Here is a 16776-nt window from a genome sequence, read left to right on the forward strand (position 1 = left end):
CGTCTCGTGTCGTCGGATGTGACATCACCCGTGCCTACCCGTCCTTAGGGGCGCAAACTCCCTTGCTACCGCTTGCCGGGAGCGTCAAAGATCACAGCATGAGTGGCAGGTTGCGTGAGATGGCGCGAGAAAACGCGGAGATCGTGGCGTCCGGTGGGTACCGGGCGCGGTCGGGGCGGCAGGTGGCGCTCGCCGCCGCCGTGGCGGAGGCCAAGGCAGGAACCAGGATATATGGCCCAAACCGTGTGATTCCAGGCGAACCGTCCCCCGGGGAGACCGGCAGGACCGTCGTCGAGGTCACGGGGGAGAGCAGCACGGCGGCGGCCCGCAGGCTCGCGGGGGACCGTCCGGAGGCGGCCTCGGTGGCGGTCCTGAACTTCGCTTCGGCCCGCAATCCCGGGGGCGGCTACGTCCGCGGGGCCAAGGCCCAGGAGGAGGCGCTCTGCCGCGCCTCGGCCCTGTACGAGACCCTGCTGGAGGCCCCGGAGTACTACGAGATCCACCGGGCCGAGGTCAGCACCTTCTACACCGACCGGGTGATTCACTCACCCGGGGTCCCCGTCTTCCGCGACGACCGGGGCGAGCTGATGGAGACCCCCTTCCGGGCCGGCTTCCTCACCTCCCCGGCCCCGAACGCGGGCACGATCCGCCGCCAGGAGCCGGAGCGCGAGCCCGAGATCCCCGCCGCCCTCGCGCGCCGGGCGGAGCTGGTGCTGGAAGTGGCCGCGCTGCACGGGTACCGGGACCTGGTGCTGGGGGCCTGGGGGTGCGGGGTCTTCATGAACGACCCGGCCCAGGTGGCGGAGGCCTTCAGGGCGCTGCTGACGGGGCGGTTCGCGGGGGTGTTCGAGCGGGTGGTGTTCGGGATCCTGGACCGGAAGCCGGAGACGCGCGAGGCCTTCGAGCGGGTGCTGGCGGAGCTCGTGTGACCACGGGGAACAGCCCCGGGCGGCACGGCAGGGGCGCGGTCGGGGGCGTGCGGGGCACGGGCAGGGTTGGTGCCCCTCGCTACCCGCATTCGGGTGACGGCCGCCGCGAGCCCTGTGACGCGCCACCGGCGGAGTGACGCGCCACGGGCCGATTCGACACCGGTTGTGATCGGACCTGACCGTCGGTGACGCCGAGGGGGAGTCCCATGCGGGCGATGCGGGCGATGCGGGCGATGCGGGCGGCGGCCGGGGCGCGGCCCCCGCGGGCCTGCCCCGGCCCGGCCGGCTACCGCCAGCCGTACCGCTCGCGCAGCCGGTCGACCACCAGCTGGAAGCGCCCCCGGTCCAGCGCGCACGCCTCGCGCCGCATGCCGTCCTCGTGCACGCGCAGCACCCGGTCCACATCCACCCAGGACTCCCGGGCGGCGGCGTCCCAGGGCCCGGTCCCGATCGGGACCCATTCCCGGTCGTGGTCGTGCCGCTTGCTGGAGAGCTGCACGGCCAGCAGAGTGCCGGCCGCCTCCCGCGCGACGACCAGCACCGGCCGGTCCTTCCCGCGCCCGTCGTTCTCTTCGAAGGGGACCCAGGTCCACACGATCTCGCCGGGATCGGGATCCCCGTCGCGATCGGGGGCGTACGAGGTCTGCACCGGCCCGATGGCGTGCGGATCGGCCTCGGCCGTCGCGGTGTGCCCGTCGCGGCCGGGCTGCTCGACGTGACCGTTGCTGTGGTGTGAAAGTGCCGTCATTTAGGGGAGATTACTGGGTTTTGAGGCCCCTGTCGCACTGGTGGGCCGAGGTTTCGCGGCCGCCCCGCGGTGCTTGAGGTTGACGGCCGAGGACCTGGCCAGCACCACGGGGTTCAAGAAGCGCAGTGGACCGATCAGGCGGGATGCGAACAGGTGCATGTGCCGCGCCAGCGACGCGTCGCGCGCGGCCGCCGAGAACACCAGCCGCTCGATGGGGTTGAACGGGCGGGACTTGGCGAAGTCGACGGCCAGGTACTGGTGACCGCGCAGCTCGCGCCGGTGCCTGAGTGCGTACACCGCGAGCGACGCGTCGAGGTCGCCCCGGCCGGTTGCGGCGGGGGCGACCGCCTCGACCAGCCACCGCGCGGACTGCAGGGCCCACCCGCATCCCACTCCCCACAAGGGGTCGCTGGTCAGGGCCGCGTCGCCGATGAGCGCGATGCCGGGTGCGGTCGGCCTGCGGCTGTGCAGCGGGTAGTCGAGGGTGCCGGTGATCTTCGTGATGCGCTCCGCCGAGTCGACGGCCGGCCCCTCGGGCAGGGCCCGGACGAACTCGAGGAAGCTGCCCTCCAGGTCTTCCCGGAAGGCGGGCAGTCGCTTCTTGTCCGGCAGCACCGCGAGGACCGTCACCCCGTCGTCGTTGGCGAACGCGTACGCCATGTCGGGTTCGAGGAACCAGGTCTGGCTGATCCCGCCGGGCAGCGGCAGGTTGCGGTAGTGCGCGAAGTAGCCGAACCGGCCGTTCTCGTGCTGCTGCGCGGGTACGTCGGCGAACTTCGCCACGGCCGAGTCCTTGCCGTCGGCGCCGACGACCAGGCGGGCCCGGATCTCGCGCTCGCCCAGGGGCGTCGACGCGCGTACCCCGATGGTGCGCCCGGCTTTCCCCACCAGCCCGGTCACCTGGTGGCCGAGGAGCAGTTCGACGCCGGGAGTGCGGGCCGCGAGGGACCTGATCAGCGGGTCCAGGGTGCTGCGCCGCACGTTGTACCCGTACGGCAGCTCGGGTCCCGTGGCCGCACCCCTCGGGTCGATCCATCCCCAACGGGTGTAATAGCGGGCCTCGTTGCGGACGGCTCCGGCTTCCTCGAGAGCGGGGACGAGGCCGAGTTCCTCCAGCACCGGGTAGGCGTTGGCCGTGAGGGAGTGGGTGCACAGCACTTTGTACGCTTCGGGGTCGGAGCGACGTTCCATCAGTGCGACGCGGACACCGCGTCGAGCGAGCAGGATCGCCGCGGCGCTGCCGGCGAGGCCGGCTCCGCTGATGACGACGTCGTACTCGTATCCCGCGCTCTCAGGCCTGGTCATGTGCCGATCGCTCCCTTCGGGTGTGGTGCCGTCCATGGCGGTGGCGCAGCGCCACCACTGTCAGGAACATGGCCAACTATAGGGAGTGGCCGATCGGTTGACGGGGGATCGGGGCGCGGTGGCCGGCTCCGGCCGGCCACCGCGCCCCCGGGCAGGTCCTAGATCCAGCCTTCGAGGGAGGCCATGAATCCGTCGAAGTCGTCCCGCTGGATGGTGTGTCCGGCTCCGGCCACCGAACGGACCTCGAAGCCGCGCTCCCGCAGCACCGCCGCCCGCTCCTCGTTGATCAGGAAGCTGGGATCGGCCAGCTGTACGAGCGAGGGGACCACCGGCGCGGCCGGCAGCAGGTCGGCGCCCATCAGGGGGCCGAGGCACAGTGCGGTCGCCTCGTCCCAGACGGCCAGGGTCTCCAGCTCGATGTCGACGTCGGCCTCGTCCCAGCGCGGGTTCATCGCCTGGATCTGCTCCTTCGACGCGGCCTTGAACTGGGCGAACATCTCGGGGGTGAAGCCCGGTTCGGGAGCGGCCAGGTGCCATGCCGGGTCGGAGAACACAGCCCGCTTCGGCTTCAGGCGGTCGACGGCGAGCGAGAGCGTCAGGCCGCCGAGGGAGTGCCCGATGGCCAGTTCGGCGCCCGCGGGCAGCGTCTCCACCACATCGTCGGCGAAGGCCTCGGGGCTGTACTCGCCCCGGCCGCTGGCCCCGTGGCCGCGCAGGTCCACAGCGATGGCGCGGTAGCCGCGCTCGGCGAGGGCGGGACCGACCCGGCGCCAGGTCCGGTGGTCGGCCATGATCCCGTGGATCAGGAGTGCGATGCGGTCGCCTTCGCCCCAAGTGTGGGTGTGAAGCTGCACGGTGGTGCCTTTCATGGTCAAGGGAGTGGTGTACGCGGTCGGTTCAGGGGTCACCGCATTAGCGGACGCTGCGGATCGGCCTGACCGCCAGTGCGCCCGCGACCGCGAGTACGGCCGCCACGACGAACAGGGCGGTGTAGCCGCCGCTCACCGACACGATCACCGAGGCGATGAACGGCGCGACGATCTGCGGGCCGGCGTTGGCGATGTTGAGCACGCCCATGTCGCGGGCCGCGTCCTCGGCCTTCGGGAGGACCATCGTCACCAGGGCGGTGTCCACGGCCATGTAGCAGCCGAAGGCGAGGCCGTTGATCACGGCGAAGGCCAGCATGGCGGTCCAGCTGGTCGACAGGGCCGGAATCACCAGCGCGATCGCGGACAGCAGCGCGGAGGCGCCGACGAAGAGCTTGCGGCGGTCGTACTTGTCCGAGAGCCAGCCGCCGAGGACGGTGGAGACCACCATCGCCACGCTGGTCAGCGGCATCATGACGGCCACGGCCGACTCGGGCTTCATGCCCTCGGGCAGGACGGTGTGGTCCTGGAGGATGTACAGCTGGTAGCCGCTCACCGCGAAGTAGCCGAGGACGAGCAGCGCCCGCCCGATGAAGGCCCAGCGGAAGTCGTGGTCCTTCAGGGCGCTCGTGAAGGCGGCGAGCTGCTGCTTGACCGGCATCGGGGCCCGCGCCGGCAGCCGCTGCTCGCGGGTGCAGGTGGTGAACAGGACGGCGGCGCCGGCGACGATCGCTCCGAAGATCAGGTAGCCGGTGCGGTAGTCGTCCGAGAAGGCCGCGCCGATCAGGGCGCCGATGGTGGAGCCGAACGGCAGGCCGAGGCCGACGGCCGCCGAGGCCTTGCCGCGGGCGCTCATCGGGACCCGGTCGGGGACCACGGAGGTGATGGCGGCCTGGTAGATGTTCATCACGGCCTGGCTGAGACACCAGGCGATGGTGATCAGCAGGATCGTGTCCGCGGCGCCGAGCAGCAGCATCACCGGGATGGCGGCGATCCCGCCGCCCAGGATCCAGGGATTGCGCCGCCCGCTGCGGTCGGACAGGGCGCCCGCGACCGGGTTGAAGACCGTCGCGAAGATCGCGGAGACCCCCGCGATCAGGCCGAAGTTGGCGACCTTGTTCGCCGGGTCGATGTCCTCGACCTGGAGTGCGAGCAGCATGCCGCCCACGCCGATGTAGAGGGCGTACATGGCGCTGTTGCCGAGGAGCAGCAAGGGGAGCAGGCCGCGTCCGGGGGCGGACTCGGCGGGGGCGTCGGTGGTGGCGGCGGCGGTGCCGGTGCCGGGGGAGGAAAGGGCCACGGTGCCCTCCTGGGCAGATTTCGAGGGGATGAGGGGTGCGGGAGGAGTGCGTGAAGGTGTGGGAGGGATGCGGGAGGCGGTACGGGAGGCGGTACGGGGAGGAGTGCTCGCCGCCCTGTCACGACGGCGGGGGTGCGATGAACGCGACGGGGCGGCGGGCACGACTGGACACGCCACGGCACGTGCGGAGACACCTTTGATGAAGCTCGGGTGACGCCTTGGTTACACGTGTCAGTGAATCGTGTAACCACTGTGTAGCATTCGTTTCCGGCCATCCGCTAGCCCCTGGGCGCAACCGGTCTGGAAAGATGCGACGGCAATGTCTCAGTCATCGAAGCCTCCGAAGCCGCCCGAGTCGCAGGCTCCGGCCCCCGCGGCGCCGACCACGCCCGCGCCGACTCCGTCGGTGCCGAATCCGACCACGCCGCCGTCCGTGCCGACCAGTGCGGACGTGGCCCGGCTCGCCGGGGTGTCGCGCGCGACGGTCTCGTACGTCCTGAACAACGCGGAAGCCGTGCGCATCAGCGAGCCCACCCGCCGAAAGGTGCGCCAAGCCGCCGAGGAGCTCGGCTACGTCCCCCACGCCGCCGCCCGCAGTCTGCGCGCCGGGCACACGCGCATCGTGCTGCTGCCCACCTCGCACGTGCCGATCGGCCCGCTCTACAGCACCTTCCTGAACGAGTTGCAGTGGGCGCTGCGCCGCCTCGACTACACGGTGGTCCAGTACGGCAGCCTCGGCCTGACCGGTGACGAGGCTGCGCGCGCCTGGGCGGAGTTGCGGCCGGTCGCGGTGATCTCCCTCGGCGAGATCATGCTGTCCGCGCACAACGTCGCCACCCTCAAACGGGCCGGGGCGCGCGCGGTGATAACGATGGGACCGCAGAGCGTCCCCGGAGCGCACGCGCTCGTCATGGACCAGGCGGAGGTCGGCGTGCGGGCGGCGGAGCACCTGGTGCACCGCGGCCGGCGCCGGATCGGCGTGATCGTGCCGGAGGAGGAAGGGCTGGAGCTCTTCTCCGAGCCCCGGCTGGCCGGTGCCCGGTCGGTGGCCGGAGCCGAGGTCGTGGCCCTGCCGATGGCCTACTCGGAGGAGTCCGCGGCGGCCCTCGCGGAGCGGTGGACCGGGCTCGGCCTGGACGCGGCGTTCGCGTACAACGACGAGTACGCGATGGTGCTGATGCGGGCCTTCCAGGACACGGGGCTGCGGGTGCCGCAGGACGTGGCCGTCATCGGCGCGGACGACCTGCTGATCGGCCGGCTGCTGCGGCCGAGGCTGAGCACGGTCCAGATCGAGATGCCGACGGGCGAGCGGCTGGCCGGCCTGGTGGACCAGGCGGTACGGGAGCCTTCGGCCGTGGTGAGGCGGCACGATCTGATGGCGGCGGTGGCGCTGCCGCGCGAATCGACCTGACGGGGGCGGTGCGCTGCCGCGCGATTCGACCCGACGGGCGTTTCGCCGGATCCCCACGCCGTCGGGGCGGGGGTGGCCTCGGTCCGCGGCGCCGGTGCCCGTGGTCCGTGCCCGCCGGCCTGCGACCGCAGGTTATCGGCCGGTGCCGCCGCTGTCCGTGGCGTCGGCGGAATCGCCGGGTGAGACCAGTCCCGTCTCGTAGGCGATGACGACGGCCTGGGCCCGGTCCCGCAGGCTCAGCTTGGCGAAGATCCGGGCCACGTGCGTCTTCACCGTCGCCTCGCTCAGGGTCAGTTCCCGCGCCAGTTCGGCATTGGAGAGCCCCCGGCCCATGAGCGTCAGTACCTCGAGCTCGCGCGGCGTCAGTACGGCCAGGTCCCGGTGGACGGCCGGGGCGGCGGGATCCGGACCGGCCGGGGGAGCGCCGGGCGCGAACCGCTCCACCAGGCGGCGGGTGATCGAGGGCGCGAGCAGGGCGTCGCCGGTGTCGACCAGGCGTACGGCGGCGGCCAGGTGTGCGGGGGTGACGTCCTTGAGCAGGAACCCGCTGGCTCCGGCGGCGAGGGCCGCGTAGACGTACTGGTCCAGGTCGAAGGTGGTCAGCATGATCACCCGGCAGTCCGGGTGCTGCGCGAGCACCCGGCGGGCGGCTTCCAGGCCGTCCATGACGGGCATCCGGATGTCCATCAGCACGACGTCGGGCCGCAGTTCACGTACGACGGCCACGGCCTCGGCTCCGTCGGAGGCCTCGCCCACCACGTCGATGCCGCGGGCGGTCAGGATCATGCGGAAGCCGGTGCGGACCAGCTCCTGGTCGTCGGCGATCACGACGCGGGGGCCGGGCGGCGCGGACCCGGCGGGATCCGAAGGAGAGGGCCCGGGCGCGGGGTTCGTCGTCACGGCCGGTCCAGCGGTATCCGGGCGCGGACGCGGTAGCCGCCGCCGAGGCGGCGACGGGCGTCGAGGTCGCCGCCGTAGACGGAGACCCGCTCGCGCAGGCCGAGCAGCCCGCGTCCGGTGCCGTCGGCTCGACCGGGGTCGTCCGTGCGGTCCTTCGCGTCCCGGCGTCCCGAACCGTCCGCGCGGCCCTTCGGGTCCCCGGGCGCCTTTCCGTCCCCGGCTCCCGTGCCGTCCCCGCGTCCTGCGGCCGGCTCGCCCCGCTCGGCGGGGTGGCGGACCGACAGGACGCTCGGTCCGCTGTTGAGCACCTCGACGCGCAGGCAGTGGTCCGCGTACCGCACGGTCACCTCGGCCTTCGCCCCGTCCCCGTGTTTGAGGGCATTGGTCAGGGCCTCCTGGATGATCCGGTAGGCGGTGACGTCGATCCCGGTCGGCAGCGGGCGCGGCTCGCCCGAGATGCGCATCTCCACGGGCAGGCCCGCGAAGGCGATGCGGTCGATCAGCGGACCGATCCGGCTCAGGCTCGGCTGCGGGGACAGGTCCATTCCGTAGGGTTCGTCCTCGCCGTTCTGCGCGGGTGCGAGCAGGCCGAGCAGGTGCCGCAGCTCGGTCATCGTGTTCCGTCCGGCGGTCTCGACGGCGCTCATGGCCGCCGCAGCCTCCTCCGGCATCGTGGCCAACACCTCGCGGGCCGCCCCGGCCTGAACCACCATCAGGCTCACGTTGTGGCTGACGATGTCATGGAGCTCGGCCGCGATCCTGGCCCGCTCGGCGTCGACCGCGGTCTGCGCCGCGCTCTCCCGCTCGCGCTCCAGCAGCCAGCCGCGCTCCTCGATGGCCGCCCGGTGCAGCCGCCGACCCCGGACCACCATCACGCCGAGGCACCCGGCGGCGCCAACTGCCGCCGCCAGGGCAATGATCAGCCAGATCGTCCCGGATCCCCACACGTGATCATCTTCGCAGCTCGGCGAAGTGCGCGCCATCGGCCCCTGGATGCAGCCCCGTACATCTCCGGGATGACCCGGCCCGACGGATACATCGAGGGGGTGACGCCGGGTCCGCGGACTGCGGCCTAGGTTCGAGCCATGACAAATGATCACGGTGGTGCCCGGCAAGTGGTGGTGCGGCTGGACCAGGTGCACAAGGAGTACGGCGACGCGAAGGCCCTGGACGGGCTGTCGCTGGAGATCAGGGCGGGGGACGCGGTCGCCGTGATGGGGCCCTCGGGCTGCGGCAAGTCCACCTTGCTCAACATGGTGGCCGGTCTGGACCGGCCGACCTCGGGCACGGTCGAGGTGCAGGGCCATGACCTCGGGAAGCTGAACGAGACCGGTCTGGCCCTCTTCCGGCGGCGCAACGTCGGCATGATCTTCCAGTTCTTCAACCTCATCGACGATCTGCCGGTCCTGGACAACGTGGCCCTGGCCGCGCAGTTGACCGGCACCCCGACCCGGCAGGCGCGCCGCCGGGCCCTGGACCTCCTCGACGAACTCGGTGTCGCCGGACGCCGGAACAACTACCCGGCGACGCTGAGTGGCGGTGAGCGCCAACGGGTCGCCGTGGCACGGTCCCTGATGAACCGTCCGGCACTGCTGCTGGCCGACGAGCCGACCGGCGCCCTCGACAGCCGCTCCGGGGAACAGGTGATGGACCTGCTGATCGACCTCAACCAGATCGGACAGACCCTGCTGATCGTCACCCACGACCCGGAGCTGGCCACCCGCTGTGCCAGCCGGCTGGTCCAGGTCGCCGACGGCCGGGTGGCCGGCGAGAGCGCGCTGGAGGCGACGGCGTGAGCGCCGTGTGGAGGGCCTCGCGCGCGGCCGTCAAGCGCCGTCGGATTCAGACCTTCGTCATCGGACTCGTCGTCCTGTGCTCCACCACGACGATCCTGCTCGCCCTGGGGCTGCTGAGCGCCGCCTCGGGCCCCTTCGACAAGGCGTACGAGGAGCAGCGCGGGGCCCATGTGGTGGCGACCTTCGACGCCACCAAGGTCTCGCCGGAGCAACTGGAGCGGACCGCCCGGCAGTCCGGGGTGGAGGCCGCAGCCGGGCCCTTTGGGCAGGCCGTCCTGGACATCCCCAAGGGCTGGCTCTGGACGGCGGGCGGCACCCTCACCGTGGTGGGCCGGGCCGATCCGGCGGGCCCCGTGGACCGGATCGAGCTGCTGGAGGGCCACTGGGCCACCAAGCCCGGCGAGATCGTCGTCAACTGGTCCGTCCAGGGCTCGCCCGGCACGAAGCTGCTGGGCACGGAGCTGGAGGTCCCCGGAGGGCAGACGCTGACCGTCGTCGGTTTCGCCGCGAGCATGAGCAAGTCGGCGAGCGCCTGGGTCTCGCCCGAGCAGATGGCCGCGCTGCATCCGTCGTCCACCCAGATGCTCTACCGCTTCACGGACTCCGCCACGGAGGCCCAGCTCGGCGCCGGGCTGGCCCGCGCCACCGCCGGTCTGCCCGCGGACGCGCTGACCGGCGCGCAGACCTACCTCACCCTCAAGCAGGCCTTCTCCGCGCTCGCCGACTCCTATCTGCCCTTCATGACCCTCTTCGGCATCCTCGGGCTGCTGGTCTCCGTCCTGATCGTCGGGAACGTGGTCAGCGGGGCGGTGGTCTCCGGGTACCGGCACATCGGGGTGCTCAAGGCCCTCGGCTTCACACCGAACCAGGTCGTCTCCGTCTACCTGATCATGCTCTCCGTACCGGCCCTCGTGGGCTGCGTACTGGGCACGCTGCTGGGCAACGTGCTGGCCGGGCCGATCCTGAAGGTCGCGTTCACCGGCATCGACGTGGGCCGCGCCTCGGTCGGCGACATCAGCCCGTGGGTGTCGGTGGCCTGCCTGGCGGGCATGCCCGTGCTCGTCCTGCTGGCCGCCCTGGTCCCCGCCCTGCGGGCGCACCGGCTGCCCGCTGCGCAGGCCATCAGCGCGGGCGGCGCCCCGCGGACCGGGCGCGGGCTCCGCGTCCAGCGGATCCTCGGGGCCACCCGGCTGCCGCGCCCGGTCAGCCTGGGCCTGGGCCAGCCCTTCGCCCGACCCGGCCGCACCCTGCTGACCCTGGCGGCCATCGTGCTCGGGGTCACCACGGTGACCCTGTCGACCGGATTGACCAGCACCATGCTGGCCTTCGGCAACGTCGGGCGGGAGGACGGCGGGGCCCGGATCCAGGTGTCGGCGGGGGGCCCCGGCAACGACCGGACGCCTCCCCGGCTCAGCGACCAGCAGATCGAGGAACGGCTCCGCTCCCTTCCGGGTGCGAAGGGGGTACGGGCCCGCGCCATGTCCCAGGCGAGCATGGCCGGGCAGACCCAGCACGTCTTCGCCGACTTCTACCGCGGGGACGATTCCTCGTACGACCACACGATCGTCAAGGGCCGTGCGCCGGCCGCGGCGGGCGATATCGTGGCTGGGCCGTCGTTCCTGACCCAGCGCGGGCTGAAGATCGGCGACCGGTTCTCTCTGGAACTGAACGGCAGGCAGGTCACCGTGACCGTCGTCGGCCAGGTCATCGAAGGCAATGCCAGGGCCCTGGAGGCCGGCTGGCCCACCCTCGCCCAACTCGCACCGGAGACCACGGCCGTCGAGTACACCGTACGGCTCGCCCCCGGCGCCGACGCGCGCGCCTACGCCGAGGCGGTCGAGGCGCTCGACCCGGGCCTGAGCGCGTCGGTGATGGACTCCGACAATGCCGGTACCACCACCGTCGTCACCTTCTCCACGGTGTTCACGGTGCTGCTGACCCTCGTCGCCTCGCTCGGTGTCTTCAACACGGTGCTGCTGAATACCCGCGAACGGCGCCGGGACCTGGGCATGCTCAAGTCGATCGGAATGACCCCCCGGCAGGTGGTGGTGATGACGGTGACCTCGGTCGCCGCGCTGGGTGCGGTCGGCGGGCTGATCGGCATCCCGATCGGGATCGCGGCGCACCGCTTCGTCGTGGACAACGTCGGAGTCGTCGACTTCCCCGAATACATGAAGGACGTCTGGCACGCCCCGCAGCTGGCCGGGATGCTTCTGGCGGGCGTGGCGATCGCGGTCCTCGGCGCCCTGATCCCGGCCCGGTCGGCGGCCCGGATGACCATCGCCTCGGTGCTGCACACCGAATAGCCGGCCCGTGTCGCGGTGCCGCCCACCGATGGGGCGGCCGCGTCGCGGTGCCGCCCACCGTGCGGCCCGCCCGTCTTCCGGTGCCGCACACCGCATGCTCCGGCCGTGTCCCGGTTGCCCCACACCGCATGCCCCGCCCGGCCGGGCCGGAGGGGCGTTGACATGGGGGGACGGGCGGACGGAGACTTCGGGCGCGCCCCACCGGGTGCGGGCGGGGCGTGCGCCGGGGCCGGACAACGGCGTCGGTGAGGACGTACCGCCACTCGCTCGCCCAGGAGGGACTCCATGAGCATCCGTACCGTCCGCGACGTCTACGTCGTCGACGCCGTCCGCACCCCGATCGGCAAGTTCGGCGGGGCCCTGGCCGGGGTCCGGCCCGATGATCTGGCCGCCCACGTGGTGCGCGCGCTCGTGGACCGGACGCCCGCGCTCGACCCGGCCCGGATCGACGACGTCGTCTTCGGCGACGCCAACGGTGCGGGTGAGGACAACCGCGACGTGGCCCGGATGGCGGTGCTGCTCGCGGGGCTGCCGGTGAGCGTCCCCGGGGTCACCGTCAACCGGCTCTGCGGGTCCGGGCTCGAAGCCGTCATCCAGGCGGCCCGCGCCATCGCGCTCGGTGACGCCTCCGTCGCCATCGCGGGCGGGGTCGAGTCGATGAGCCGGGCTCCGTGGGTGGTGCAGAAGCCCGAGCGCGGCTATCCGGCCGGGCACCAGCAGATGTGGTCCACCACCCTCGGCTGGCGGATGACCAACCCGCGGATGCCGGCCGAGTGGACCGGTTCCCTCGGTGAGGGTGCCGAGCTCGTCGCCGACAAGCACGGCATCACCCGCGAGGCGCAGGACGCCTTCGCGCTGGCGAGCCACCGCAAGGCGGCGGCCGCCTGGGCCGCCGGGCAGTACGACGCCGAGGTCGTGCCGTGGCCCGGGGTGGACCTCGTACGGGACGAGTGCATTCGGGAGGGGTCCACGCCCGAAGCGCTGGCGCGGCTGAAGCCCGCCTTCCGCCAGGACGGCACCGGCACGGTCACCGCCGGGAACGCCTCCCCGCTCAACGACGGCGCCGCCGCGCTGCTGCTGACCGACGAGGCGGGCCTCGTGGCCACCGGGCGGGAGCCGCTGGCGCGGATCAGCGCGTCCGCGGTCACCGGGATCGAGCCCCAGCTCTTCGGTCTGGGGCCGGTGGACGCCGTCGAGCGTGCGCTGGCCAAGGCCGGCCGCGGGTTCGGGGATCTGGCCGCCTTCGAGCTCAACGAGGCTTTCGCGGCGCAGGCGTTGGGCTGCCTCGCCAACTGGCCGGAGCTGGACCCGGCGTTGGTCAATCCGCGTGGCGGGGCCATCGCCATCGGCCATCCGCTCGGCGCCTCGGGGGCCCGGCTGGCGGGCTCGATCGCACATCAGCTCGCGGCGGCCGGTTCGGGTACGGGTGTCGCGGCGCTCTGCATCGGCGTGGGACAGGGCATCGCTCTCGTTCTGGAGCGCTGATCCGCCGGGGAATCGTTCCCCCGACGATCATTTTCGGTCATAGGTAGGCGACAAGTGTGCGCTGGCCGAAGGGAATCGGTGCCTCGGGGGCGGGGTGGTGGCACGATGGCGCGAGCTGCCGCCCCCCCCGCCCATCCCCACCCGGAGGCCCCGCGCCATGCCGCTTCTCGATCCGACCCTCTGGCAGGACGGACCCACCCTCACCGGCGGTACCGCCCCCGTGGTCGAACCCGCCACCGGGCAGACCCTCGCCACCATCCGCCTGGCGGCCCCGGCCGACGTGACGGAGGCCGCCGTACGGGCCCACGCGGCGCAGCGCGACTGGGCGCGGGCCACCCACCTGGAACGGGCGGCCGTGCTGCGCCGCGCCGGTGACCTGTTCGCCGCCCACCCCGACGAGCTGCGGGACTGGCTGGTGCGGGAGTCCGGGTCGATACCCGGCAAGGCCGACTTCGAGCTGCACGTCGCCGCCCAGGAGTGCTACGAGGCCGCGGCGCTGGCCTCGCGCCCGGCCGGTCAGGTGCTGCCGAGCGAGGCGCCGCGGCTGTCCTTCACCCGCCGCGAACCGGTCGGCGTGGTCGGGGTGGTGGCCCCCTTCAACGCCCCGCTGATCCTCGCGATCCGCTCGGTGGCTCCCGCGCTGGCGCTGGGCAACGCGGTGCTCCTCAAGCCGGACCCGCGCACCGCCGTGTGCGGCGGCCTGCTGCTCGACGCCGTCCTCGCGGAGGCAGGCCTGCCGGCCGGGCTGCTGCACGTCCTGCCCGGCGGCGCCGACACGGGCGCGGCGGTCGTCGCCGACCCCCGGGTACGGGTGGTGTCGTTCACCGGATCCACCGCGAGCGGTCGGGCGGTCGGCGCACTGGCTGGCCGTCACCTCACCCGCGCACACCTCGAGTTGGGCGGGAACTCGGCTCTCGTCGTGCTCCGCGACGCCGACGTGGAAGCCGCCGTCGCGCAGGCCTCCTGGGGTTCCTTCTTCCACCAGGGCCAGATCTGCATGACGGCGGGCCGCCACCTCGTGCACGCCTCGCTCTACGACGAGTACGTCGAGCGGCTCGCCGCGCGGGCCGACGAGCTCGCGGTCGGGGACCCGTACCGCGAGCAGGTGCACCTGGGCCCGCTGATCGACCGGTCCCAACTCGACCGGGTCCACGGCCTGGTGGAGGCCAGTACCGCGCAGGGCGCCAAGCTCGTCGCCGGAGGCACCCACCGGGACCTCTTCTACCGGCCCACCGTGCTCGCGGGCATCGGCGACGACACCCCCGCCTACGCCGAGGAGGTCTTCGGCCCGGTGGCGCCCGTACGGTCCTTCGCGACGGAGGACGAGGCCGTACGGCTGGCCTCGGCCGGCCCCTACGGGCTCGCCCTCGGGATCGTGACCGCCGACGCGGCGCGCGGCCTGGACCTGGCGGGCCGGATCCCGACCGGGATCGCGCACATCAACGACCAGACGGTCAACGACGAGGCGGTGGCCCCCTTCGGCGGCGTCGGCGCCTCCGGCACCGGGGCCCGCTTCGGCGGCGAGGCGAACCTGGACGCCTTCACCGAGCTGCGCTGGACCACGGTCCGCGCCACGCCCGGCCCGCACGGGTTCTAGTACCGCTTCCATCACCGCTTTCGGTACCGCTTCCATCACCGCTTCAGAACCGCGACCGTGCGCAACGCCGGGGTCGGAATGCTTCGGGTCCTCCGTTCGTTCACGGAGGACAAGAAGTGCAGCAATCAGGAGGTCTGGACAATCGTGGCTACTGTCGAACTCACCAAGGAGAACTTCGACCAGACGGTGAGCGAGAACTCATTCGTGCTGATCGACTTCTGGGCGGGCTGGTGCCGCCCCTGCCTGCAGTTCGCCCCGGTCTACGAGAAGGCGGCCGAGGCCAACCCCGACCTGGTCTTCGCCAAGGTGGACACCGAGGCCCAGCAGGAGCTCGCGGCCGCCTTCCAGATCAGCTCGATCCCGACCCTGATGATCGTCCGCGACCAGGTGGCGATCTTCGCCCAGCCCGGCGCCCTGCCGGAAGCCGCCCTGACGGACCTCATCGGTCAGGCCCGCGCCCTGGACATGGACGAGGTGCGCGCCAAGATCGCCGCGGAGCAGAAGGGCGAGACCGGCGGCGCACCGGACGCCGGGACCCCGGAGGCCGCCGCGCCGGACGCCTGAGTACGTGACGGGCCCTCGCCCCGCGGTGAGACTGGCCCGTATGACTGAAGCGGTGGAGTACGACGTAGTGGTCCTCGGCGGGGGCCCGGCCGGCGAGAACATCGTGGACCGGACCCGCGCCGCCGGGCTGAGCACGGCCCTGGTCGAGAGCGAGCTGGTGGGCGGCGAGTGCTCGTACTGGGCCTGCGTGCCCAGCAAGGCGCTGCTGCGCCCGGTGCTCGCCCGGGCCGACGCGCGCCGGGTGCCGGGTCTCGCGGGAGCCGTCGCGGGCCCGCTGGACGCGGAGGCGGTGTTCGCGCACCGGGACTACTGGACCGGCAACTGGAAGGACGACGGCCAGATCGACTGGCTGGAGTCGGTCGGCGCCGATGTGTACCGGGGGCACGGGCGGCTGTACGGGGTCCGGAAGGTCGCCGTCACCAGCCCCGAGGGGGAGCACCACGTGCTCGCCGCCCGGCACGCCGTGGTCATCGCGACCGGCACCCGGGCCGTGGTCCCCGATCTGCCCGGCCTGGTGGACGCCCGGCCGTGGACCAGCCGCGAGGCGACCTCAGCCCAGGCGGCGCCGGGCCGGCTGCTGATCGTCGGCGGCTCGGTCGTGGCCACCGAGATGGCCACCGCCTGGCAGGCGCTCGGCTCCGAGGTGACCCTGCTGGTACGGGGCTCCGGGCTGCTGCCGCGCATGGAGCCGTTTGCCGGGGAGCTGGTGGCCGAGGCGCTGCGCGAGGCGGGCGCGAAGGTCCGTACGGGAGTCGCGGTCGAATCCGTCGTACGGGACGGCTCGACCGGGCCGGTCACCGTGGTGCTCGAAGGCGGCGAGAGGCTGGAGGGCGACGAACTGCTGATGGCTACCGGCCGCTCGCCGCGCACCGAGGACATCGGCCTGGACACCGTCGGCCTCACGCCGGGCGGGTGGATCGAGGTGGACGACAGCTGCCGGGTCCCGGGGATCGACTGGCTGTACGCGGTCGGCGACGTCAACCACCGGGCGCTCCTCACCCACCAGGGGAAGTATCAGGCCCGGATCGCGGGAGCCGTCATCGCCGCCCGCGCGGCGGGCAACGCGCAGCTCGACACCGGCCCTTGGGGTGCCCACGCGGCGACCGCCGACACCGAGGCCCTTCCGCAGGCCGTCTTCACCGACCCGGAGGCCGCGTCGGTCGGGCTGACCTTCGCGGAAGCGGAGCGGGCGGGCCACCGGGTCCGGGCCGTCGACTACGACCTCGGTAAGGTCTCCGGCGCCGGCCTGTACGCCGACGGCTACCGCGGCCGGGCCCGCATGGTGGTGGACCTGGACCGCGAGATCCTGCTCGGGGTGACCTTCGTGGGCCCGGGCGCGGCCGAGCTGCTGCACGCGGCGACGATCGCGGTCGCGGCGCAGGTCCCGATCGACCGCCTGTGGCACGCGGTCCCGGCGTTCCCGACGATCAGCGAGATCTGGCTCCGGCTGCTGGAGGCGTATAGAGGGTAGGTACAGGTAGGTACCGGCGGGTCGCACCCTTCCGTCTCCAACCTGCGGTGAGGCGCGCAACGGGAGCGCGACGTGCGCTCTGTCGGCGTACTACTGGA

General features: G+C 72.7%; 15 protein-coding genes. 8 read left to right on the top strand and 7 right to left on the bottom strand.

From position 1 onward, the window contains the following. Window positions 1–98: 98 nt before the first annotated feature. The gene (locus OG490_RS32010) at window positions 99–929 is read left to right on the top strand and encodes a TIGR02452 family protein (protein WP_330299752.1); all 831 of its coding nucleotides are present in this window, start codon (window positions 99–101) and stop codon (window positions 927–929) included. A gap of 286 nt (window positions 930–1215) precedes the next feature. Here OG490_RS32010 and OG490_RS32015 read toward each other — a convergent pair whose 3' ends face one another. From OG490_RS32015 to OG490_RS32035, 5 genes are all read right to left on the bottom strand, one after another. Continuing rightward, on the bottom strand, window positions 1216–1677 hold the full coding sequence (locus OG490_RS32015) for a type II toxin-antitoxin system PemK/MazF family toxin (protein WP_330299753.1): 462 nt from the start codon (window positions 1675–1677) through the stop codon (window positions 1216–1218). Further along, window positions 1678–2982: an NAD(P)/FAD-dependent oxidoreductase gene (locus OG490_RS32020; RefSeq protein WP_330299754.1), complete on the bottom strand. Its 1305-nt coding sequence runs from the start codon at window positions 2980–2982 to the stop codon at window positions 1678–1680. Between the two features lie 158 nt (window positions 2983–3140). Then, complete coding sequence (locus tag OG490_RS32025) at window positions 3141–3836, bottom strand: alpha/beta fold hydrolase (RefSeq protein ID WP_330299755.1); 696 nt, start codon at window positions 3834–3836, stop codon at window positions 3141–3143. A gap of 58 nt (window positions 3837–3894) precedes the next feature. Beyond that, on the bottom strand, window positions 3895–5148 hold the full coding sequence (locus OG490_RS32030; protein WP_330299756.1) for an MFS transporter: 1254 nt from the start codon (window positions 5146–5148) through the stop codon (window positions 3895–3897). Between the two features lie 324 nt (window positions 5149–5472). Then, a complete protein-coding gene (locus OG490_RS32035; protein WP_330301204.1) occupies window positions 5473–5670 on the bottom strand; it encodes a hypothetical protein in 198 nt (65 codons plus the stop codon). On the opposite strand from OG490_RS32035, the gene OG490_RS32040 reads away from it, so the two are divergent. Next, complete coding sequence (locus OG490_RS32040; RefSeq protein ID WP_330299757.1) at window positions 5582–6559, top strand: LacI family DNA-binding transcriptional regulator; 978 nt, start codon at window positions 5582–5584, stop codon at window positions 6557–6559. The genes OG490_RS32035 and OG490_RS32040 overlap by 89 nt on opposite strands. Before the next feature lie 132 nt (window positions 6560–6691). On the opposite strand, the gene OG490_RS32045 is transcribed toward OG490_RS32040, so the two are convergent. Together OG490_RS32045 and OG490_RS32050 are read right to left on the bottom strand one after the other, a co-directional pair. Beyond that, window positions 6692–7387 carry a response regulator transcription factor gene (locus tag OG490_RS32045; protein WP_330301147.1) on the bottom strand — a complete coding sequence of 232 codons (696 nt, stop codon included), beginning with the start codon at window positions 7385–7387 and terminating at the stop codon, window positions 6692–6694. Between the two features lie 68 nt (window positions 7388–7455). Beyond that, window positions 7456–8406 (bottom strand): sensor histidine kinase, encoded by a 951-nt coding sequence (locus OG490_RS32050; protein ID WP_330299758.1) that lies wholly within the window; start codon window positions 8404–8406, stop codon window positions 7456–7458. A 138-nt stretch (window positions 8407–8544) separates the two neighbouring features. Here OG490_RS32050 and OG490_RS32055 point away from each other — a divergent pair, with 138 nt between their 5' ends. The 6 genes from OG490_RS32055 to OG490_RS32080 all read left to right on the top strand — a co-directional run bounded on the left by OG490_RS32055 (window position 8545) and on the right by OG490_RS32080 (window position 16678). Beyond that, window positions 8545–9255, top strand: coding sequence for an ABC transporter ATP-binding protein (locus tag OG490_RS32055; RefSeq protein WP_330299759.1), 711 nt, complete (start codon window positions 8545–8547; stop codon window positions 9253–9255). Further along, on the top strand, window positions 9252–11561 hold the full coding sequence (locus OG490_RS32060; protein WP_330299760.1) for an FtsX-like permease family protein: 2310 nt from the start codon (window positions 9252–9254) through the stop codon (window positions 11559–11561). The genes OG490_RS32055 and OG490_RS32060 overlap by 4 nt, the downstream gene beginning before the upstream one ends. A gap of 285 nt (window positions 11562–11846) precedes the next feature. Beyond that, window positions 11847–13046, top strand: a complete 1200-nt coding sequence (locus OG490_RS32065) for a thiolase family protein (RefSeq protein ID WP_330299761.1) — start codon at window positions 11847–11849, stop codon at window positions 13044–13046. A 157-nt stretch (window positions 13047–13203) separates the two neighbouring features. Next, window positions 13204–14643, top strand: a complete 1440-nt coding sequence (locus OG490_RS32070) for a benzaldehyde dehydrogenase (protein WP_330299762.1) — start codon at window positions 13204–13206, stop codon at window positions 14641–14643. A gap of 78 nt (window positions 14644–14721) precedes the next feature. Further along, window positions 14722–15207 (top strand): thioredoxin family protein, encoded by a 486-nt coding sequence (locus OG490_RS32075; RefSeq protein WP_330301148.1) that lies wholly within the window; start codon window positions 14722–14724, stop codon window positions 15205–15207. Window positions 15208–15247: 40 nt separating this feature from the next. Further along, window positions 15248–16678 carry a dihydrolipoyl dehydrogenase family protein gene (locus OG490_RS32080; protein WP_330299763.1) on the top strand — a complete coding sequence of 477 codons (1431 nt, stop codon included), beginning with the start codon at window positions 15248–15250 and terminating at the stop codon, window positions 16676–16678. Window positions 16679–16776: the final 98 nt, after the last annotated feature.

Origin of the sequence: Streptomyces sp. NBC_00503, from assembly GCF_036346895.1 — a bacterium.
Classification (GTDB): Bacteria; Actinomycetota; Actinomycetes; order Streptomycetales; family Streptomycetaceae; genus Streptomyces.